The organism is uncultured Eubacterium sp. (genome assembly GCF_934295145.1).
Taxonomy (GTDB): domain Bacteria; phylum Bacillota; class Clostridia; order Lachnospirales; family Lachnospiraceae; genus Eubacterium_I.
This window is the reverse complement of record NZ_CAKRAS010000019.1, coordinates 19,990-41,388: the sequence shown is the minus strand read 5'-3', so window position 1 is coordinate 41,388 and position 21,399 is coordinate 19,990. Positions and strand designations below refer to the sequence as shown.

Annotated in this window: 21 protein-coding genes; 20 read left to right on the top strand and 1 reads right to left on the bottom strand. The window is 44.0% G+C overall.

Annotation, left to right across the window (positions count from 1 at the left end):
* Positions 1-6: 6 nt before the first annotated feature.
* Positions 7-1,815 carry a S8 family peptidase gene (locus tag Q0I54_RS05585; RefSeq protein WP_296117143.1) on the bottom strand — a complete coding sequence of 603 codons (1,809 nt, stop codon included), beginning with the start codon at positions 1,813-1,815 and terminating at the stop codon, positions 7-9.
* Positions 1,816-1,979: 164 nt separating this feature from the next.
* On the opposite strand from Q0I54_RS05585, the gene Q0I54_RS05580 reads away from it, so the two are divergent.
* The 20 genes from Q0I54_RS05580 (at position 1,980) to Q0I54_RS05485 (ending at position 21,391) form a co-directional block, all read left to right on the top strand.
* A complete protein-coding gene (locus Q0I54_RS05580; RefSeq protein WP_296117141.1) occupies positions 1,980-3,671 on the top strand; it encodes an AAA family ATPase in 1,692 nt (563 codons plus the stop codon).
* A 3-nt stretch (positions 3,672-3,674) separates the two neighbouring features.
* Positions 3,675-4,277, top strand: coding sequence for a carbohydrate-binding family 9-like protein (locus Q0I54_RS05575; protein WP_296117140.1), 603 nt, complete (start codon positions 3,675-3,677; stop codon positions 4,275-4,277).
* Positions 4,278-4,433: 156 nt separating this feature from the next.
* Positions 4,434-4,625, top strand: coding sequence for a PspC domain-containing protein (locus tag Q0I54_RS05570; RefSeq protein ID WP_296117139.1), 192 nt, complete (start codon positions 4,434-4,436; stop codon positions 4,623-4,625).
* Between the two features lie 188 nt (positions 4,626-4,813).
* Positions 4,814-5,545: an ABC transporter ATP-binding protein gene (locus tag Q0I54_RS05565; RefSeq protein ID WP_296117138.1), complete on the top strand. Its 732-nt coding sequence runs from the start codon at positions 4,814-4,816 to the stop codon at positions 5,543-5,545.
* Between the two features lie 179 nt (positions 5,546-5,724).
* The gene (locus Q0I54_RS05560; RefSeq protein WP_367270786.1) at positions 5,725-6,642 is read left to right on the top strand and encodes a SufD family Fe-S cluster assembly protein; all 918 of its coding nucleotides are present in this window, start codon (positions 5,725-5,727) and stop codon (positions 6,640-6,642) included.
* A gap of 485 nt (positions 6,643-7,127) precedes the next feature.
* Positions 7,128-8,105, top strand: a complete 978-nt coding sequence (locus tag Q0I54_RS05555; RefSeq protein ID WP_294783685.1) for a flavodoxin family protein — start codon at positions 7,128-7,130, stop codon at positions 8,103-8,105.
* A gap of 83 nt (positions 8,106-8,188) precedes the next feature.
* On the top strand, positions 8,189-9,040 hold the full coding sequence (locus Q0I54_RS05550) for an acetyl-CoA hydrolase (RefSeq protein WP_296117133.1): 852 nt from the start codon (positions 8,189-8,191) through the stop codon (positions 9,038-9,040).
* Positions 9,041-9,244: 204 nt separating this feature from the next.
* Positions 9,245-9,733 (top strand): molybdenum cofactor biosynthesis protein B, encoded by a 489-nt coding sequence (locus Q0I54_RS05545; protein WP_296117149.1) that lies wholly within the window; start codon positions 9,245-9,247, stop codon positions 9,731-9,733.
* 27 nt (positions 9,734-9,760) lie between these two features.
* The gene (locus Q0I54_RS05540; protein ID WP_296117131.1) at positions 9,761-10,795 is read left to right on the top strand and encodes a molybdopterin-binding protein; all 1,035 of its coding nucleotides are present in this window, start codon (positions 9,761-9,763) and stop codon (positions 10,793-10,795) included.
* 10 nt (positions 10,796-10,805) lie between these two features.
* A complete protein-coding gene (moaC, locus tag Q0I54_RS05535) occupies positions 10,806-11,282 on the top strand; it encodes a cyclic pyranopterin monophosphate synthase MoaC (RefSeq protein WP_296117129.1) in 477 nt (158 codons plus the stop codon).
* A 271-nt stretch (positions 11,283-11,553) separates the two neighbouring features.
* Entirely contained in the window at positions 11,554-11,832 is a 279-nt protein-coding gene (locus Q0I54_RS05530; RefSeq protein WP_294783672.1) for a DUF2325 domain-containing protein, read from the top strand.
* Between the two features lie 67 nt (positions 11,833-11,899).
* Positions 11,900-12,487, top strand: a complete 588-nt coding sequence (locus Q0I54_RS05525; protein WP_296117128.1) for a DUF3793 family protein — start codon at positions 11,900-11,902, stop codon at positions 12,485-12,487.
* A 109-nt stretch (positions 12,488-12,596) separates the two neighbouring features.
* Positions 12,597-13,031 carry a flavodoxin gene (locus Q0I54_RS05520; RefSeq protein ID WP_296117127.1) on the top strand — a complete coding sequence of 145 codons (435 nt, stop codon included), beginning with the start codon at positions 12,597-12,599 and terminating at the stop codon, positions 13,029-13,031.
* 280 nt (positions 13,032-13,311) lie between these two features.
* Complete coding sequence (gene glyA / locus Q0I54_RS05515) at positions 13,312-14,559, top strand: serine hydroxymethyltransferase (RefSeq protein ID WP_296117126.1); 1,248 nt, start codon at positions 13,312-13,314, stop codon at positions 14,557-14,559.
* Positions 14,560-14,850: 291 nt separating this feature from the next.
* Positions 14,851-15,582 (top strand): CpsB/CapC family capsule biosynthesis tyrosine phosphatase, encoded by a 732-nt coding sequence (locus Q0I54_RS05510; RefSeq protein ID WP_296117124.1) that lies wholly within the window; start codon positions 14,851-14,853, stop codon positions 15,580-15,582.
* Between the two features lie 74 nt (positions 15,583-15,656).
* Entirely contained in the window at positions 15,657-16,355 is a 699-nt protein-coding gene (locus Q0I54_RS05505; RefSeq protein WP_296117123.1) for a CpsD/CapB family tyrosine-protein kinase, read from the top strand.
* A 25-nt stretch (positions 16,356-16,380) separates the two neighbouring features.
* Positions 16,381-17,151, top strand: coding sequence for a YveK family protein (locus tag Q0I54_RS05500; RefSeq protein ID WP_296117121.1), 771 nt, complete (start codon positions 16,381-16,383; stop codon positions 17,149-17,151).
* Between the two features lie 41 nt (positions 17,152-17,192).
* Positions 17,193-19,031, top strand: a complete 1,839-nt coding sequence (locus tag Q0I54_RS05495; protein WP_296117120.1) for a nucleoside-diphosphate sugar epimerase/dehydratase — start codon at positions 17,193-17,195, stop codon at positions 19,029-19,031.
* Between the two features lie 525 nt (positions 19,032-19,556).
* Positions 19,557-20,072 carry an antiterminator LoaP gene (gene loaP, locus Q0I54_RS05490; protein ID WP_296117118.1) on the top strand — a complete coding sequence of 172 codons (516 nt, stop codon included), beginning with the start codon at positions 19,557-19,559 and terminating at the stop codon, positions 20,070-20,072.
* Between the two features lie 113 nt (positions 20,073-20,185).
* Positions 20,186-21,391, top strand: a complete 1,206-nt coding sequence (locus tag Q0I54_RS05485) for a DegT/DnrJ/EryC1/StrS aminotransferase family protein (protein WP_296117117.1) — start codon at positions 20,186-20,188, stop codon at positions 21,389-21,391.
* Positions 21,392-21,399 lie beyond the last annotated feature (8 nt).

Here is a 21,399-nt window from a genome sequence, read left to right as displayed (position 1 = left end):
TGCATCTTAAATTGGAAGGCTGTCTGCCGTACACAAAGTGCCCCACCCGATATAGGGATTGGGGTATTCTGTGAAGGCAGGCAGTTTTTTTGTGCCCCGAATCAGATAAGCTTTTACTTTTTCACTGTACAGGTAGGGATCATTGCCTTGCACAATCCCCCATTCCATCAGCAGGGCACAGCTTCCGGTGACAAAAGGAGCAGCCATGGAAGTGCCGCTTTTTGAGGTATAGCCACCGCCGGGAGCCGCAGAGATGATATTGACACCGGGAGCGGCCAAATCCGGTTTGATCCGGTGCTCCATCCGGGTAAATCCACGACCGGAAAAGGAGGCATAACTATTGAAAGCAGCATTGTAGGCACCTACCGAAATAACTTTGGCAGCGGTAGAAGGAATCGTGAGCGTAGTGTCATCTGTCGGATATAAGAATCCGGTGCCGCTGCCGATTACGGACTGTCCCGGAAGCCAGAGGTCATAAGACCCGGCGGTAATACGGCGTGGGGTAAGTGTCAGTTCCCACAGACCTGCATCGATATAACTTCCACGGGGGATAAAATCCAGATAGATTTCCTGGCTGGTGCTGTAGGGGCTTGGTTTTCCATAATAGACCAGAAGTTCTGTCATTCCGGCGGTAAAGCGATAGGTACCAAGCCGCTCCTGAAAGGGTCCAATGACGGTGCCACTTGGGTGACGCAGGGTTACTTCAAATTCATCCGAATATGACTTCCAGAGCTGTAGATTCAGACCGGATTCATAATCACTGACTGAAAACGGAATGGAAACGGGAGAAAACTGCCCCGAAGTAACTGCGGATGGTGCTCTGGAAATATTCGATGCAGACTTTTTGAAAGTATCTGAGTCAGACAATCCGGAAGTATTTGTGAGAAATGATCCGGAAGTGTGAATCCGGGAAGCACCTTCGTTTCCGGTGCCGGTGACAATGCAGGATTTCCAGTAGGTAGATACATTGTCAAGGTAAGTTTCCAGCAGACTTGCACCATCATGGGAACCGTAATTATTGCCAAAACTTAAGTTAATGGCCACGGGCATCTGCCATAAAAACGCTTTTTGCAGCACATAATCTACCGCACGCATCAGTTCCGTCGTGCGGGGAAAGCCATCCGGATCGGAAATGCCAAGTTTTACGATCAAAAGGGAACTTTGCGGAGCAACACCGCGGTATTGACCGTTTGATGCACGTCCGTTTCCGGCAGCAATTCCGGCAACGTGTGTGCCGTGGCCGGACAGATCACGGCTTGGGACAAGTTGGTAACGTTCCTGAGAAGAAGGAGCCTGCAGGGCTTCGTTGATTTCAGATTGCGTAAAAATGCGGTCAAGGCTCTGATCCCAGAGTTCGATGATACGAGTGGTGCCGTCTGCGTTGCAGAAATCCGGGTGGGTGTAGTCAATTCCAGAGTCGATGATGGCAATGAGGATGCCGGAGCCGAAGAGATTGTTTCGTTCTGGAGCAGGTGTTGTCTGAAGTGGCGTGATACAGGAAGCCGATCGCCCGTTATTGACAGCAAAAAAGAGTCGTTTTGGTTTTTCCATATATTCGATTTCCGGGCGTTCTGATAAGGCATCCAGGAGAGCGGCAGGTACTGTCAGAATTCCGTATCCATTTAATAACGGTTTGACAGTAATCTGTGGAAAAAGCTCCAGAAGCGTATCAAAGCCGCCGGAGGCTTTCACAATCACTTCCCAGCTGCGGGAAGCAGTATCATATCCAATATTCAGTTCCAGGGATTTTTCCCGTTCTTCCAGTGTGGCATTCAGTGCCAGATTCAGGAGATTTTCTAATTTTTCATTATTCATGATAGCAGATTCCTTTCCTAAAAGTTTTAGAATATTATTGTATATGTGCAAAATGTAGAAAATACATCTGGAACATAATAAATGAAAAAGAAAAGGTATCGTTGAGTTTATGGAACAGCAATGTTATACTGATAATAATACAGAAAGGCAGGTGCAGCACTGAGATGACAAAAACAGTCAGTATAGGAAAACAGGATTTTGCGAGTCTGAGAGAACAGAACAGTTTTTATATAGATAAGACAGATCTGATCCGGGCATGGTGGGAATCCCAGGATGATATTACGTTGATCACACGTCCGCGTCGTTTTGGAAAAACTCTGAATATGGATATGCTGAAATGTTTTTTTTCAAATCAGTACGCTGACAGAGGAGATTTGTTTGAAGGTCTGTCTATCTGGAACGAAGAAAAATGGCAGGCCTTGCAGGGCACGTATCCGGTACTTTTCTTAAGTTTTGCGGCAGTGAAAGCAGATCAGTTATCAGAGGTAAAAAAACAGATCAATATGCAGATCGCACGCTTATATGAGGAACACCGCTATCTTCTGGATGGGGATCTGCTCAGTGAAAATGAGAAAGCTATGTATCGAAACGTATCGATGTATATGGAAGATGCGGAAAGTTCATTTTCTATCAATTTACTGTGCCAGTATCTGTATCGCTATTACGGGAAAAAAGTGATCGTGCTGTTAGATGAATATGATACACCCATGCAGGAGGCTTATGTACACGGATATTGGGATGCGTTTACTTCTTTTTTGAGAAGTCTTTTCAATGCGACATTTAAATCAAACCCATATCTGGAACGTGCAGTTTTGACAGGAATCACACGGGTATCGAAGCAGTCTATTTTTTCTGATCTGAATAATTTGAATGTGATTACGACGACGTCAGAGGAATATGCCACTTATTTTGGTTTCACGGAACAGGAAGTATTTCAGGCATTGGAAGAGTTTGGCCTGGCAGATAAAAAAGAGCTGGTGAAACAGTGGTATGATGGCTTTACATTTGGCAGTCATACGGATATTTATAATCCATGGTCAATCACAAATTATCTGGATAAAAAAAAGATCGGGGCATATTGGGCGGCGACCAGTTCCAACACGCTGATCAACAGTTTGATCCAACAATCGGCAACGGATATTAAAGAAAAAATGGAAACTCTTTTGCAGGAAAAAGAGATTTTGGTTACCTTTGATGAGCAGATCGTTTTTGAACAGTTACAGCAGGATAAAAATGCAATTTGGAGTCTGCTGCTTGCCAGTGGATATCTGAAAGTGCTGGAAGTGGAACAACGTGGCATTTTGCTGGAACCGTGGTATCATCTGAAAATTACAAATCTGGAAACACTGGGAATGTTTACCGGAATGTTTAAAGGCTGGTTTTCTGCTTCAGATTGTAATTATAATGCGTTCGTTCAGGCATTGCTGCAAGGAAATCTGAAAGAGATGAATGTATATATGAATGATGTGGCATTGATTACATTCAGCAGTTTTGATACAGGGCGGCATCCATCGGGAAAGACACAGCCGGAACGATTTTATCATGGATTTGTACTTGGATTGCTGGCAGAACTTCGGGACCGGTATGTGTTGAAATCTAACCGGGAAAGTGGATATGGCAGATATGATGTGATGCTGATTCCGCGAGATTTCGCAGAACAGGCGTATGTGCTGGAATTTAAAGTGCATGATCCGGAAGAAGAGGAATCTTTGCAGGAAACAGTGCAGGCGGCATTAATACAGATTCAGGAAAAACAGTATGATGCGGAGTTGTCGGAGTTTCATATAAAACCGGAGCAGATTCATCATTATGGACTTGCATTTGAGGGGAAAAAAGTATTGATCGGGGGACAATAAAGAATGAATATAAAAATCATAGACAAAAAAGAGCAATTTGCACAGTGTGAAACCTTTGAAATCACACATCTTTTATGGGGGACAAAAGCAATTCCAACAACGTATGGAAAAATTGCCTGTTGGAAAGATCATGGTTTCCTGGTAGAAATGACCTGTGAAGAAAAAGACCCGCTGCGGACTTATACCAAAATGAACGATCCGGTGAGTCTGGACAGCGGAATGGAGGCATTTTTATCCTTTTGGGCCGACGATACGCCGTTATATGTAAATGTGGAAATGAATGCAAACGGAGCAGCACTGATGCAGTATGGGACAGAGCGTGCGGACCGGACATTTTTCACGGAAGAACAGATTAGAATTTGTCAGCCGCAGGCGGTCATCGAAGAAAATTGCTGGAAAATCAGTTTCTTTTTGCCATTAGAATTTTTAGAAGAAATTGGTGGTCCGATTCCACAGATATCCGGTACAAAGATTTCCTGTAATTTTTACAAAGTATGTGAAGGTGGCAATGCCGAACAGATTCATTATGCAAGTTATGCACCGGTAGATGTGACGAAACCGGATTTTCACAGGCCGGAATTCTTTGAAATCGGAGAGTTGCAATAGAGAGGTATGGAAGAACAGTAAATTTAAATTAAAAAACAGTATTTTTCTTGCGAAAAAAATACTTCTATAGTAAAATATATCTGTTCGCGATCAAGGAGATTTTCAACAACCATACAGGTTTGCCTGTGTGCATGTAAATCGAAAGAGGGATAAAGAATGAATAAAAAATTATACAAATCAGAGGATAACAAAGTATTGTGTGGCGTGTGCGGCGGTCTTGGAGAATTTCTTGGCATTGATCCGACCATTGTCAGACTGATCTGGGTCGTACTTGCGCTGGCAGCAGGAAGCGGACTTCTGATCTATATTCTGGCAGCAATCATTATGCCGCGCAGACCATTAGACTAAAAAGAATGATCAGAGTTGGAATTAAAAAATATGAGCAGTGAAAGGACAAAAGTCTTTTCGCTGCTCTTTGCGTTTATGGAAAAACCAAGAGAAATGCTAGGATATAAAAACCAAAATCCAATATCGGAATAAAAAATTCTGAAAAAGACGGAATTGAATGATTAAAAAAACAGAAAGAGAGAAACAAAATGCTGGAATTGAAAAATGTGTCTTTTGAAGTATCAGACGAGAAAGCACAAAAAGAGATTATCAGAGGAATTAATCTGAAAATTGATGACAATAAGTTTGTGGTCATTACAGGACCGAACGGTGGCGGTAAGTCCACCCTGGCCAAACTGATCGTTGGTATTGAGAAACCAACTTCCGGTCAGATTTTTTTTAACGGAGAGGACATTACAGAAAAAAGTATTACAGAGCGTGCAAAAATGGGTATCAGTTTTGCTTTTCAGCAGCCGGTACGATTCAAAGGAATCCAGGTGCTGGATCTGATCCGTATGGCAGCAGGACGCAGAATGAGTGCAGCAGATGCCTGTCAGTATCTGTCCGAAGTAGGACTCTGCGCAAAGGATTACATCAATCGTGAGGTAAATGCAAGCCTTTCCGGTGGTGAGTTAAAACGTATCGAGATTGCTACGGTGCTGGCAAGAGGCACACAGCTTTCTGTATTTGATGAGCCGGAGGCAGGTATCGATCTCTGGAGTTTCCAGAATCTGATCCAGGTATTTGAGCGTATGCAGGAGAAGACAAAAGACGGTTCCATCCTGATCATTTCCCATCAGGAGCGTATTCTTGATATTGCAGATGAAATCGTTGTGATCTCTGCCGGACAGATTTTAAAACACGGACCGAAGGAAGAAATTTTACCACAGTTACTTGGTACATCTTCTGCTGTCAATATGTGTGACAAGTTTAACAAGTAGAAATCTATAATGAAGATAAACGGCTAACATTATTAGTTAAAAAGTGTTGTATTGTTTTATATAGAAAAAAGACGAATGGTATTAGTTAAAAAATTAAGATTATGGATGAAAAACGAATGGCATTCGTTGAAATTTAGTTAGTATATAATATGCAGGAAAGAGTGAGGAATAGATAGATGATGGATGAGATTCAGAAAAGACTTCTGGCCGAAGTCGCTGATCTGCACGGCGTTCCGGAAGGAGCTTACAACATCCGTGCAAACGGTCAGATGGCAGCCAGAAATACTACAGCAAATATTGATATTGTATCAAAAACAGATGTCAGCGGTATCGACATTTACATCAAACCAGGCACAGTAAACGAGAGCGTACACATTCCGGTTGTACTCAGCCAGAGCGGTATGAAAGAAATGGTTTACAATGATTTCCATATCGGAGAGGGCAGTGACGTAGTCATCGTGGCAGGCTGCGGCATTGACAACTGCGGCGATCAGGATGCAGAGCATGACGGCATTCACCGTTTCTTTATTGAAAAAAATGCGAAAGTGAAATATGTGGAGAAGCATTACGGAGCAGGCGATGGCAAAGGAAAACGTATCCTGAATCCGGGCACGGAAGTGTACATGGAAGAGGGAAGCTACATGGAGATGGAAATGGTTCAGATCAAAGGTGTAGACTCTACCGACCGTGATACAAAAGCAGAGCTGGCAGCAGGTGCAAAATTAGTCGTTCGTGAGCGTCTGATGACGCATGGAGATCAGAGCGCAGTCAGCGGATATTCTGTCAGCCTGAACGGAGAGGGCGCCAGTGCGGATGTTATTTCCCGTTCCGTAGCAAAGGACAATTCCTACCAGAAATTTGATTCCAGAATCATCGGAAATGCACCGTGCAGCGGTCATACAGAGTGTGATGCCATTATCATGGATAAAGCAAGAATCCTTGCAATTCCGCAGCTGGAGGCCAATGATCTGGATGCAGCACTGATCCATGAGGCAGCCATCGGAAAAATTGCCGGAGAGCAGATCATCAAGCTGATGACGCTTGGGTTGACAGAAGAAGAAGCTGAGGAGCAGATTGTCAACGGATTCCTGAGATAAGATATGTTTCCAGCAATTTTTGAAATAATGTATTAAAATCTGTACAATAAAACAGTAATCCGTTTTTTGCATAACAAAAGTGGAATACTACGGATTTTTCGTGAAATATTGTTAAAAAATATACGAGATTTTAGAGCCCCGGACCAGTCGCCGGGGCTTTTTGATGCAAAATGTACATTTGACTACGAAATAAGATGAATTTATAATAAATTTACACAAAGAGGAACAAGATTGTGGTATAATACGAGTAACTGGTCAAATGGTAAAACCAAAGCGGTTACAAACATTTGGCATGCGCGAAAACAGGCGCCAAAATGTCAGAAACGATTTAGGATAGGATACATAGGTTTGGTTTCGTTATAATGATATGATAGAAGAATAGCTTCTAATTATTTCTGAAACAGAAATGCAAAGGCATTTTTGAAACACAGGGGAAAGTATTATATCTATATCATCAAATGTATTTAAAATTTAGGAGGACAAGTATGAAGATTTTAGGTGTTTCACTCGGAACAAAAAACGGTAACAATGACACAATGTGTCGTGTAGCTCTGGAAGCAGCAAAAGAAAAAGGTGCAGAGATCGAATTTATCCACCTTCTTGACTGGGATATCCAGTACTGCTCCGGTTGTGTTGCCTGTTCCCGTGGTCTTGTAATGGGCAAAGGTATGATCTGTTCCCGCCAGGATGATTTCAAAGCTTTCTATGAGAAAGTTATTGAGGCTGACGGAGTTCTGTTCGTAGATCCGATTTTTGAGTCTGGTGCAACTGGTTTATATCATTCCATCACAGACCGTATGGGACCGGGACATGATACAGGTATGATGAAAATGCTCGATGGAAAACTCAAAGAAGCTGGAAAAGAAGGTCTGAACCCAAGATACTTCCGCCAGAAAGCACTTTCTTTCGTAGGAATCGGTGGATCTGACTGGGCTGTTCGTTGTGAGACAGACCATGCAATGTTCGCTTTAAGTCCAGGATGGAAAGTAGTAAACAACGAGTTCTTCTCCTGGTGTAAAGACGTTATCATGCAGGATGACAAAGTTGAGCGTATGAAAGAAATCGGACGTAACCTTGTAGATGCTGTACAGCAGATTATTGATGAGGATATGCAGATTGAAGGATCTGAGAATACATCTCTCTGGAAAGGCAAAGAAGGCGCTTGCCCGCATTGCCAGGGTAATAACTTCTACATCTACCCGGGTACAACTCACTGCGTATGTGAGCTGTGTGGTCTTGAGGGAACACTTGAAATCGTTGACGGAGCATTTAAATTCAAATATGATCCGGCTACAGAGCATCATGCACATGATATTCTTTCAGGCAAATTCTTACATGGACAGGATATCTTTGAGAATGAGGGTCGTCTGATGAACCTTTACAAAGATCCTGAGTTCAAAAAACGTAAAGAGCATTATACAGCAGTATGCGAGCCGACACCAGCTCCATCCAAACAAAAATAATATATCAATTATAACAGGCGGGGACAAAGATGGTTCCCGTCTGATATAAATTATAGAAATAAGAGAAAAGAGGGTATTTAGAAATGGCAGATTTCAAATTCGAACCAATGAGAAGTCTTATCTACGTTGACTGCGTAAGTGAAGACTACAGACCAAAACTTCAGAGATGGCTTTACAAAACACATATTCCGGACAGTATCTCTCAGTTTGAGCCGTACGTAACAAAATATGCATTTTATCCGTCCTTCCCGATTCCGCCACAGGGTGATCGTTTCGGATACGTAAGAATGCAGCTGACAGAGCATCACTGGTTAGTAAGCGACCTTGATCCTCGTCTTGAGATCAAAGCAATTGCTGAGACATTCCCGATGGATGTACTTGTATGGCAGGGACAGATCCCGGCAGCAGCTCATACTGATGCTCAGATCGATTCTGATGGAGATGCAGGAAACGCAGCCCGTAAATCCAATAATGCAGAAGGAAATCCATTTATCTTTGCATTCCTTCCGATGTGGTGGGAGAAAGACCTCAAAGGAAAAGGACGTACAATTGAAGATGGCGCAAACTATCGTTTCAATATGACTATTGGTTTCCCGGAAGGCGTAGACAAAGCAGAGGGCGAGAAATGGTTATTTGAGAAAGTTGTTCCGATCCTTCAGGCAGCTCCGGAGTGTACCCGTGTACTCGCAAGTGCAGTAAAGAAAGACATTAACGGATGCGCAATGGATTGGGTACTTGAAATCTGGTTCGAGAACCAGTCCGGATGGTACAAAGTAATGGTTGATGATATGAAAGCACTTGAGAAACCGTCATGGGCTCAGCAGGATGCTTTCCCATTCCTGAAACCATACCACAATGTTTGCAGTGCAGCTGTAGCTGATTATACACCAAGCAATAACCTTGCAAACTATCGTGGATACATTACCATGAGATAATAGCTTCCCGGGTGGCTAAACCGTAAGGTTGTGTTGGGCCGGTGGCTCAGAAAAGAATACCGCAGACTAAGATGTCTGCCTGTATTCTTTCCTGAGACCACCGGCCCTTTTACTGTATACCGTGACATATATGTATGCATATGGTATACTAGACGGCAGAGACATTAAGAAGAATCGAATTCAGAGAATTGAGGAGTACCATATATTATGAACGTAGGGATTATTACAGCCAGTGATAAAGGTGCGTGCGGAGAGCGGGAAGATCTCAGCGGAGCTAAAATCGCAAAGATCATGGAGTCGCATGGTTACACGATCCGAAAAAAAGTGATACTGCCGGACGATCAGCAGAAATTACAGGATGAAATGATCGCCATGTGTGAGGATGATGTGCAACTGATCCTGACCACGGGTGGAACCGGCTTTTCGAAACGGGATGTGACACCGGAGGCAACGAAAGCGGTGATCGAACGGGAAGTTCCGGGAATTCCGATGGCGATTTTGCAATATTCACTGACAATCACGGAGCGTGCGATGCTTTCAAGAGCTGCCGCAGGTATCCGTGGAGAGACATTGATCGTTAATCTGCCAGGAAGTCCGAAAGCCGTGGATGAGGCATTGAATTATATTTTACCATCATTGAAGCATGGATTGGATATTTTGCTTGGCAATGATGCTGAGTGTGCAAGGAAGTAATAAAAAATTAGGAGATATTAGGATATTATGAAACTGATTAAAACGGAAGAGGCAGTCGGCCATGTGCTCTGCCACGACATTACACAGATTATCAAAGGTGTGACGAAAGATGCGGTGTTCCGTAAAGGACATGTGGTAACGGAAGAGGATATTCCGGTGCTGTTGTCCGTTGGAAAAGAGCATTTATATGTCTGGGAAAAGGACGACACAAAGTGGCATGAGAATGAGGCCGCACAGATCCTGTATGAAATCTGTGCCGGAGAGCATATGCATCCGTCAGGAATCAAAGAAGGAAAAATCGAGCTGATCGCGGATATTGACGGACTGCTGAAAATCAATCGTGAGGCCCTGGTGGCGGTAAACAGTCTCGGCGAGATGATGATCGCCTCCAGACATGGCGATTTCCCGGTACATGCAGGAGATAAACTGGCAGGAACCAGAATTATTCCATTGATCATTGAGAAAGAAAAAATGGAGCGTGCCAGAGCAGTCGGCGGTACAAAACCGATTTTTACATTAAAACCGTATCAGAAGAAAAAATACGGTATCGTGACAACCGGAAGTGAAGTATTCAAAGGACGGATCAAAGATACGTTCAGCCCGGTCATCCGCGAAAAACTGGCAGAGTATCCTTCAGAGGAGATTGCGCAGATTTATGTGGACGATGATAAGGAACATATTTTAGAGGCCATCAAAAAACAGATTGCGGCAGGTGCAGACCTGATCATTTGTACCGGAGGCATGAGCGTGGATCCGGACGACTGTACACCGGGGGCTATTATGGCAACCGGAGCGAGAATTGTAAGTTACGGTGCACCGGTCCTTCCAGGTGCCATGATGCTTGTTTCTTATTATACAAACGAGGAAGATGGCAGAATCATCCCGATTCTCGGACTTCCGGGATGCGTCATGTATGCAAAACGCACCATTTTTGATCTGGTGCTGCCGCGTGTGATGGCAGATGATGAGATTACAGCAGAGGATATCGCAAACCTTGGTGAGGGCGGTCTGTGCCTGAACTGTGATGTTTGTACTTTCCCGAACTGCGGTTTTGGCAAGTAAGGAGAAAGAAATGGCAGAATTAACACATATCAATGAGCAGGGCAGGGCCAAAATGGTGGATGTATCCGAAAAAGCAGATACAAAGCGCATTGGCGTTGCTTCCGGCCGTATCTGCATGCAGCCGGAGACCTTTACCCTGATCACAGACGGAAAAATAAAAAAAGGTGATGTATTATCTGTTGCACAGGTGGCAGGTATCATGGCAGCAAAAAAAACATGGGAGATTATTCCAATGTGCCATCCACTGCTTCTGACCGGTGTGGATATCCACTTTGAACTTCATCCGGAAGTGTCAGAAATCGAAGCAATTGCTTCCGTGCGCACCACAGGAAAAACCGGAATCGAGATGGAGGCACTCCATGCAGTATCCGCAGCATTACTGACAATTTATGACATGTGCAAGGCAGTAGACCGCGGTATGGTGATCAAAGATATATTACTTTTAGAAAAAGATGGCGGAAAATCCGGTCATTATATCAGAAAATAAATAAAAAATTTGTTTGTAACATATTTCTTCAAAGAATTGAAAACTTTACGAGAAATTGAAAAAACATTATCATTAACCCTCTTGACGAAACAAGAGGGTTAAAGTATACTAACCACATATGAAAGATATCTGAGCAAACAACTAGGATATCAAAAAACATTTAATATTTAATAAGGAAACAACGAGAATAAAAGAAACTTCAGGCGGGTCATACCGCTTTCTTTTAAAACTAATGGTTAGAAAATACTAATAAAAGATGAAGGAGGCTAACATGAGCGTAGTAATTATCGGCGGACACGAGAGAATGGAAACACAGTATAAGCAGATCTGCAAGCAGTACAAATGCAAAGCAAAAGTATTTACCAAAATGAAAACAGACCTGAAAAACAAAATCGGATGTCCGGATCTGTTAATCCTCTTTACATCCACAGTGTCCCACAAGATGGTGCATTGTGCAGTAGCAGAAGCGGAGCGTAAAAACATCATCGTAGAGCGTTCCCACAGTAGCAGCGCAAGCGCATTAAACGGGATTTTAGAGCAGTATGCATAACTTCAGAACCAAGATGCTTGGTTATGAAGTCGTCGTTTAAGGGAGTATAGATCAGGGAGGATCGAAAATGCCAACAGAAGCCGTATTAAACCGCCTTTCCAGCAGAAAGGTAACAGAAAGCCTTACGATGCAGATCATCCTGCATTGTGCTCCGGTTTTAAAAAAAGTAAAAATGTCGAGCATGTTTACCGTTCCGGCGGCATACATGAGGTTTGTACGGTCACTGTTTCAGGGAACCGGCATACAGGTAAAATATCTGTGTCAGGGTGCAGGCCGTGCCGTGGTGTATGTTTACCGGGAAGAAGAAGTACAGCAATGTCTGGAAGACCCGCAGGTATCTGCATTTTTGATGCAGTATGGATATGACAGCACGCAGGTAGAAAAATGCCTGAATTACCTGAGCAGAAGAGTGTCATTGTCGACACAGGGCATGGAAAACTACCCACATGAAATGGGAATTTTTCTCGGCTATCCGCTGGAGGATGTCCGGGGATTTATCCGGCATGAAGGAAAAAACAGCCGATACACCGGATATTGGAAAGTATACGGTGATGTAGACAGGGCGAAAGCAACCTTCCGTGCATACGACAACGCAAAAGAAAGCGCCGTTGTAGAATATATGGCAGGAAAGCAGATGCAGGAGATAGCCTGCTAAAACATGTTAGAAACTGTAAGCAGATCAGAAAGCAGAGGGCATTCTTGAAACTGTGTACTGAACTGTGTACAGAAAAAAATAAAAAGTTAAAATCAAGGAGACAAAGAAAATGGCAGAAGTTAAAATCATTTACTGGAGTGGCACAGGAAATACAGCATCTATGGCACAGAGCGTTGCAGATGGTGTAACAGCAGCAGGTGCTGAGGCAAAAATCATCCCGGTTGAGAACGCAAGCGCAGCAGATATCGCAGACGTAAAAGCATTTGCACTTGGATGCCCGTCCATGGGAGCAGAGCAGTTAGAAGAGTCCACGATGGAACCATTCGTAGATGAGATTCTTGGCAGCGTATCCGGCAAAAAAATCCTGTTATTCGGATCTTACGGCTGGGGCGATGGCGAATGGATGCGCAACTGGGTTGAGCAGATGACAGGCGCAGGCGCTGAGATGATCGAAGCAGAAGGTATCATTGCAAACGAAGCTCCGGACGCAGATGCACAGGCAGCATGCGAAGCAGCAGGAAAAGCACTTGCAGCAAACGCATAATAAAACAACAACAGAATCCTATAAACTAAAACCAAAAGATAAAAAATAATGTAACATAGAAACAAACGTAACTAGAATTCATTCCACCCGAAAACCCCACTTGCATTGGCAGTAGTCTGTCCGTGTAAGTGGGGTTTTATCTCAGTCGGGAAGACTCCCACTTTCTTTTGCTTTTTACTCTTGCATTTATTTATAATCTAAGCTATGATAACAATTAAGTTGTCTGACAGAAAGGAAAAACCTCAGACAACAGAGTTGACCTATGCAACAGGAGGAAAAAGTGATGAATTTAGAAGAATTAAAAGTAGTTGATGCAGACGTAGCAGCTGCCATTGAAGCAGAGTTGGATCGCCAGAACAGCCATATCGAGCTGATCGCATCCGAGAACTGGGTCAGTGACGCAGTGATGGAAGCCCAGGGAAGCATCATGACAAATAAATATGCAGAAGGATATCCGGGAAAACGTTACTATGGCGGATGCCAGTGCGTGGATATCGTAGAAAACCTTGCCATCGAGCGTGCAAAAGAATTATTTGACGCTGAGTACGTAAACGTACAGCCGCATTCCGGTGCACAGGCAAACATGGCAGTACAGTTCGCATTGCTTCAGCCGGGTGACACCGTAATGGGAATGAACCTGGATCACGGCGGACATCTGACACACGGAAGCCCGGTAAACTTCTCCGGAACATACTTCCATATCGTACCTTACGGAGTAAATGACGAAGGCTTCATCGATTACGATAAAGTAGAAGAAATTGCGATGGAGTGCAAACCGAAGATGATTATCGCAGGCGCAAGCGCTTACGCAAGAACCATCGATTTCCCACGTTTCCGTGAGATCGCAGACAAATGCGGTGCATATCTTATGGTAGATATGGCGCACATCGCCGGTCTGGTGGCAGCAGGACTTCATCCAAGCCCGATCCACTACGCAGACGTAGTTACAACCACAACTCATAAGACACTGCGTGGACCGAGAGGCGGAATGATCCTTGTTTCCAAAGAATCCATGGAGAAAAATAACTTCAACTTCAATAAAGCCGTATTCCCGGGAATCCAGGGTGGCCCGCTGATGCACGTCATCGCAGCCAAAGCTGTCTGCTTCAAAGAGGCATTACAGGACAGCTTCAAAACCTATCAGCAGGGAATCGTAGATAACGCACAGGCACTTTGCAAAGGCCTGATGAACCGCGGTATCAAGATCGTATCCGATGGTACAGACAATCATCTGATGCTGGTTGATCTGACACCATTTGACCTGACAGGAAAAGCCATCGAGAAACTTCTGGATGAGGCTCATATCACAGCAAACAAGAACACGATCCCGAACGATCCGAAATCCCCGTTTGTTACAAGTGGTATCCGTCTCGGAACACCGTCCGTTACATCCAGAGGCATGAACACAGAGGATATGGACCAGATCGCTGAGGCAATCTCCATCGTCATCAAGGAAGGCGAAGAGGGTGTAGCAAAAGCACGTGCCATCGTAGATGCACTGACAGAGAAATATCCGCTGAAAAAATAACAACAAGATGTATTGATAAAAATACAATAATGCGACAGATATACGTTACATCAAAGGAATCTCATTGAAATATGGGATTCCTTTTTTAATGAAAAACGCCGGATGTCCGGGGATGACAAATGTTCTCAACAGATTGACAAAACCCATCGGGGGGGGGGTAAAATGAAACCAAATGCACAAATAAAAGTAGGTGGATACAGGAGAAGTTAGCACGTTTGTCCATTGACAATGTGACTAAAAATATATATCATAGATATGTTTGATTATTATTTCGACAAGGAGTGACAATCTATGACAGGATACTGGGATATACACAATCACATACTTCCGGGCGTGGACGATGGATCCGGCAGCCTGCAGGAGACATTGGAATTAGTACAAAACGAGCATGACCAGGGAGTACGGCATATCGTATTTACCCCGCATTTCAGACGTGGCATGTTCGAAGTATCGCAGGAAGAGAAAGCGGCTGTGTTTGCACGCGTATATGACAAACTTGCGGATGAATTTCCTGACATGCATTTCTATCTGGGCTGTGAGTACTATGCAGATCCGCATATGATGCGGAGGATCGGACCGGATGACAGTTATCGTATGCCGGGCGGAGACGCAGTACTGACCGAGTTTGGCTATGAGATGAAATTCGGAACGCTGATGAATGTGGTCAATGCTCTGCGCAAAGAGGATATCATCCCGATCATGGCGCATATCGAGCGTTATCAGTGCCTGTTGAAAGACATGGATCTCCTGACAGAGTTAAAAGAAGCGGGAGCAAAACTGCAGATCAATTGTGACAGTATCATAGGAAAAAGTGGGTTTAAGGCAAAAAGATATTGCATGAAAGCACTGGAAGCAGGATTGATTGATTTTGTGGCCAGCGATGCGCACAATACCGGATCGCGGAATGTCCATATGGGAGAAGCCATAAAGACCGTCCGCAGCAAAATCGGAGAAGATGCGGCAGAAAAACTGTTCCGTATCAATCCGGAACGCTTATTTGCCGGATATGAGATGCACCGCTAAGGATCCTGAAAGCAGATAGATCAAACATCACAAGATAAATACTATGAAATAAGAAGTGGAAAGGAGCATAACAGATGCAAGAACTGACGTTAAACGAAAAGACGACACTGTCTCCTGTTATGAAAGAGGTATACCGCAGACTTCGTATCAACATTGAATTTACCGGGGTAGAGAACAAGGTACTCATGTTTACGAGCTGTTCTTCCAATGATGGAAAATCAACCGTTACCTACAATCTTGCCAAAATCATGGCAGAAAACGGAAGCCGTGTGCTGTATATTGACGCAGATATGAGAAACTCTGATCTGGCAAAAAGAATGGGATTCCATACTTCCCAGACAGGCCTGAGCCATTATCTCGCGGGCAAAAATTCGGCCTCCGAAATTATTTATTCGACCAATATTAAAAATCTGTATCTGATTCCAACCGGAAGATTTCCGAAGAATCCGGCAGAACTGCTGAGCAAAGAGAGATTTGCGACACTGATCGAAGGTATGAAGCAGACCTTTGACTATGTCATCATCGATCCGCCACCACTTGGTATGGTTGTAGATGCTGCCATTATTGCGCAGTGTGCAGACGCAGTATCCATGATTATTTCCCCGAACGTTGTCAGCCGTAAAGCGGCTCAGATCGTAAAGGAGCAGCTGATTACAGCAAACCCGAACTTCATGGGCGTGGTACTGAACAAAGCAAATACCAAGAAGAAAAAATACGGCTACGGTTATGGCTACGGCTATGGCTACGGTTACGCCAACGAGACAGACGAATAAGGCACAGTTAAAGGAAACTTAGACAATGAATGAGACAAATATAAAAGAAGAAAAAGAGATGGAGATCGACCTCTTGAGTCTGTTCTCCTATCTGATTGGAAAGTGGAAAACTTTATTGATCGCAGCAGTCATTGGCGGAGTACTTGCTCTGGCCTACACCATGCTGCAGACTCCGATGTATCAGTCTTCATCCATGCTGCTGATACTTTCAAGAACATCTGACACAGCAAACAACAACGCAACCGCATCGACTTCTGACTTCCAGATCGGTACTCAGCTGATCGAGGACTTAAGTGTCATCGCGACCAGTGATGCAGTTATGGAAGAAGTGGCAAAAGCAGTGCAGGAGCAAAACGACCTGACACTGACCACAGCAGAAATCACAGATATGGTAACGGTCAAAGTACAGGACAACACACGAATCCTTGAGATTTCCGCAGAAAATGCAGATCCTGACGTGGCATACACCATCGCAGAGACCATGACGACCAAGACATCCGAGCAGATGGCAGAGATCACTCAGACAAACCCTGCAACCGTTATCGCAGAGCCGAAGATTGCAGATGAACCGGTAGACAATGGCATGACAAAGAATCTTGCCATCGGTATCTTACTGGGACTGGTTCTGGTCGGTGGTATCTATACCGTGAAATTCCTGATCAACGACCGTATTCAGGATGAGGATGATATTGAGAAATATCTGGAGACAAGCGTACTTGCAGTAATTCCGCTGGATAAAGAACTGGAGCAGTTCAGCAAAGCTCAGGACAGAAAAGGAAGCAGACATAAGAGATAAGAGCGAATAAGAAGATAGAAATTGAAAGAAGAAGATTGAGTATGAAAAAAAGACTTATGATAATGATTGCGGATATCCTTTCCGTAATAATTGCATATGGACTGTCTTTACTGTTACGTTTTGATATGCGCTATTCCAAAATCCCAGAGCAATATCTGGTAGGATATGGATATTATATTGTGCTGGCAGCAATCGTGACCGTTGCAGCCTATATCGTGGCAAAACTATACCGCAGCGTATGGACTTATGCCGGAATCTCAGAAGTACTGCGCACCTGCGTTGCTTCCCTGATTGCAGCAGTTGTTACTGATGCAGTATTTTCCATCAGCATCATTCCGATGCCATTTTCTTTCTACTTTGTAGGATGGGGGCTGACGTTCGGTGCTACTGCAGCCATTCGAATGACTTATCGGCTGCTTCGCCGCTGGAATATCCGAAACAACGTGGCGGAAGGTGCCGGTGCACCAAAGAACATCATGATCATCGGCGCAGGCGCATCCGGACAGGTGCTTCTGCGTGAGTATCGCAGCAGCTACTACCTGACGGATAAAGTATGTGTCCTCATTGATGACAACAAAAACAAATGGGGCAAATACCTGGATGGCGTACACATCGTAGGCGGCCGTGACAAGATCATGGAGAGCGTAGAAAAATACCAGATCAACAAAATTGTTCTGGCTATGCCATCCGCAGACCGAAAAGACATCAAAGACATTCTGGAAATCTGTAAAGAGACAGACTGCCAGATCCAGACAGTACCTGGTGTATACCAGCTGCTGAACGGCGAGGTAAACGTCTCCAAGCTGAGAAACGTAGAAATCGAAGACCTGCTCGGCCGTGACCCGATCAAGGTAAACTTAGACGAGATCCTTGGCTATGTCAAAGGAAAGACCGTACTGGTAACCGGAGGCGGCGGCTCCATCGGAAGTGAGATCTGTAATCAGCTGGCCGGACACCAGGTAGGACATCTGGTCATCTTCGACATCTATGAGAACAACGCATATGAAATCCAGCAGAAATTAAAATGGGAGCATCCGGAACTGAAACTTACCGTGCTGATCGGATCCGTTCGAAACCAGCACCGTATCAACAGTGTTATGAAACAGTATCGCCCGGATGTCGTATTCCACGCAGCAGCACATAAGCATGTACCGCTGATGGAGGACAGCCCGAACGAAGCAATCAAAAATAATGTATTCGGTACATACAAAACTGCATCCGCAGCAGGACGTTATCACGTAAAGAAATTCGTTCTGATCTCTACGGACAAAGCAGTAAACCCGACAAACATCATGGGAGCTTCCAAACGTATGTGTGAGATGATCGTTCAGACACTGAACCATTTCTACGCAACAGACTTCGTAGCAGTACGTTTCGGTAACGTACTCGGAAGTAACGGAAGCGTTATCCCGTTATTCAAAAAACAGATCGCAGCAGGTGGCCCGGTTACGGTCACACATCCGGACATCATCCGTTACTTTATGACGATTCCGGAGGCAGTATCCCTGGTACTGCAGGCAGGCGCTTACGCCAAAGGCGGAGAAATCTTCGTCCTGGATATGGGTGAGCCTGTCAAAATCGCTGATCTGGCGAAAAACCTGATCCGTTTATCCGGTTACAAACTGGGCGAGGACATTGAAATCAAATACACAGGCCTCCGTCCAGGTGAGAAACTTTACGAAGAACTTCTGATGGATGAGGAAGGACTTCAGGATACCGAAAACAAACTGATCCACATCGGTAAACCGATCGATATGGATGAGGAGAAATTCATGCATCAGCTGATCAAACTGCGGGAAGCAGCCGATCAGGACAGTGATGCAATCCGCAGCATGGTAAAGGAAATCGTTCCGACTTACCAGTTGAAGCAGGAAAATTAAAATTTTACTAATGGTAAATCGTCGCTTTGTCGCGTTTATCGGCGTAAATGTCATAATGGAGAACGCACACAATCTGCCTGAATGAAGACAGAGTGGCGAAGCACAGGCATTTATACGATATGGCAACAAGATGAAGTTGCATATTGTGTAAATGCCTTTCTTTGCGTTAAAATAGATATAGGTAACTATCCGGAACAAAAAACAATAAATTATGCGAACAAATTGCCCTATGATATAGGAAATCCGTTCCGGGTAGTTACTTATAATGTGATTTGGGTGTCAAAACACCCAAATCTTGATTACAAGGATTGTTCCGTGCTTTGCACTCCCACAATCCTTCCCGCTATTCGCATATCGTGGGATAAAAATCCCACTTTTATGCTCATATCGGGGCGTGCCCCAAGGTCATTCATCCACCCTTGTGCAAGCACAGGTGGACTCAGACCTTTTGACACTGTAATCATAATATAAACAAACCATAATGTTCTCCTTAATGATGTTTTTGAAAAAATAAAGGGAGGACATATGTGGTACGTGATTCAGACAACTTCCGGTAAGGAAGAAAATATCAAATTACAATGCGAAACCTATCTGCCAGATGGGTTAGTAAAAAAATATGTCATTCCTTTGTATGAAGAACAGCGCCGTTTCCACGGCGAATGGCATATCCTGCAGAAGAAACTATTTCCGGGATACGTCTTCTTCATATCTGATGATGCAGAAGAATTGTTTCTGCAGTTGAAAAAAGTACCTGCCATGACAAAGATGCTTGGCACCGGAGATGAAATCGTCGCACTGACACCACAGGAAATCGAATTTATCCTGCGATTCTGCGGTGAGGATGATATCGCGGAAATGTCGGAAGGTGTTATTGAAGATGATCAGGTACACATTTTGTCCGGTCCGTTGATGGGACTGGAAGGAGCCATCCGAAAGATCGACCGCCATAAGCGGAAGGCCTGGCTGGAACTGGAGATGTTCGGCAGACAGCAGCAGATCGAAGTAGGGTTGGAAATTATAAAGAAGATTGAAAATAAGTAGATAAGACATATTACTGAAGATAAATATAGAAGTTGAAATAATAAGATGAATGAATGGGAGCCGAAAGGCTCTTATTTTTATACAAAAAATTAGCAAGGGAGCGATAAATCATTATGAAAATACCATTTTCACCACCAGATATGACGGATTTAGAAGTAGAAGAAGTAATTGCGGCAATCCGTTCTGGATGGATCACTACAGGTCCAAAGACAAAAGAATTTGAAAAAGAGATTGCTGAGTTTTGTGGAGTAAATCGGGCAGTATGTCTGAATTCCCAGACAGCCTGTGCAGAGATGGCTCTCCGACTGTTAGGAATTGGTGAAGGCGATGAAGTAATCGTTCCGGCTTATACCTATACAGCATCTGCATCTGTCGTATGCCATGTGGGAGCAAAACTGGTATTTGTGGATGTGCAGAAAGATAATCTCCAGATGGATTATGACCAGCTGGAAACTGCAATTAATGAGAATACAAAGGTAATCATTCCAGTAGATCTGGGTGGTGTGCCATGTGACTATGACAGAATCTATGAAATTGTGGAAAAGAAAAAACATCTGTTCCAACCGAAAAATGAGATTCAGAAAGCTATGGGACGTATTTCTGTCAATGCGGATGCGGCTCATGCATTCGGGGCAACCTGGCATGGTCAGAAAGTTGGATCCATTGCAGATTTCACAAGCTTTAGTTTTCATGCTGTCAAAAATCTGACAACAGCAGAAGGCGGTGCATTGACATGGAAGTCCATTCCGGGAATTGATGATGAAAAACTGTACCATCAGGTTCAGCTCTTTTCTTTGCATGGTCAGTCCAAAGATGCGCTGGCAAAAACACAGCTTGGAGCATGGGAATACGACATTGAAGGACCTTGGTATAAATGCAATATGACAGATATCATGGCTGGCATTGGTCTGGCACAGATGAAACGTTATCCGGGACTTCTGAAACGAAGAAAAGAGATCATTGGTCGTTACGATGCTGCATTTAAACCGTTAGGTATTGAAGTGTTGCCACATTATACCGATGAGTGGCAGAGCAGCGGACATCTCTATATTACAAGAGTTCCAGGAATCGGCACAGAACAGCGTCAGGAAATCATTGTAAAAATGGCAGAGGCTGGTATTGCGACAAATGTGCATTACAAACCACTTCCGATGATGACCGGATACAAAAAGATGGGATTTGATATCAAAGATTATCCGAATGCGTATGCGAGATTTGTAAATGAGATTACATTGCCGCTTCATACAAAACTGACAGATGAGGAAGTGGAGTATGTGATTAAGAATTACTGCAGAATTGTCGGTGAATATATCAAATAAACGGAGAG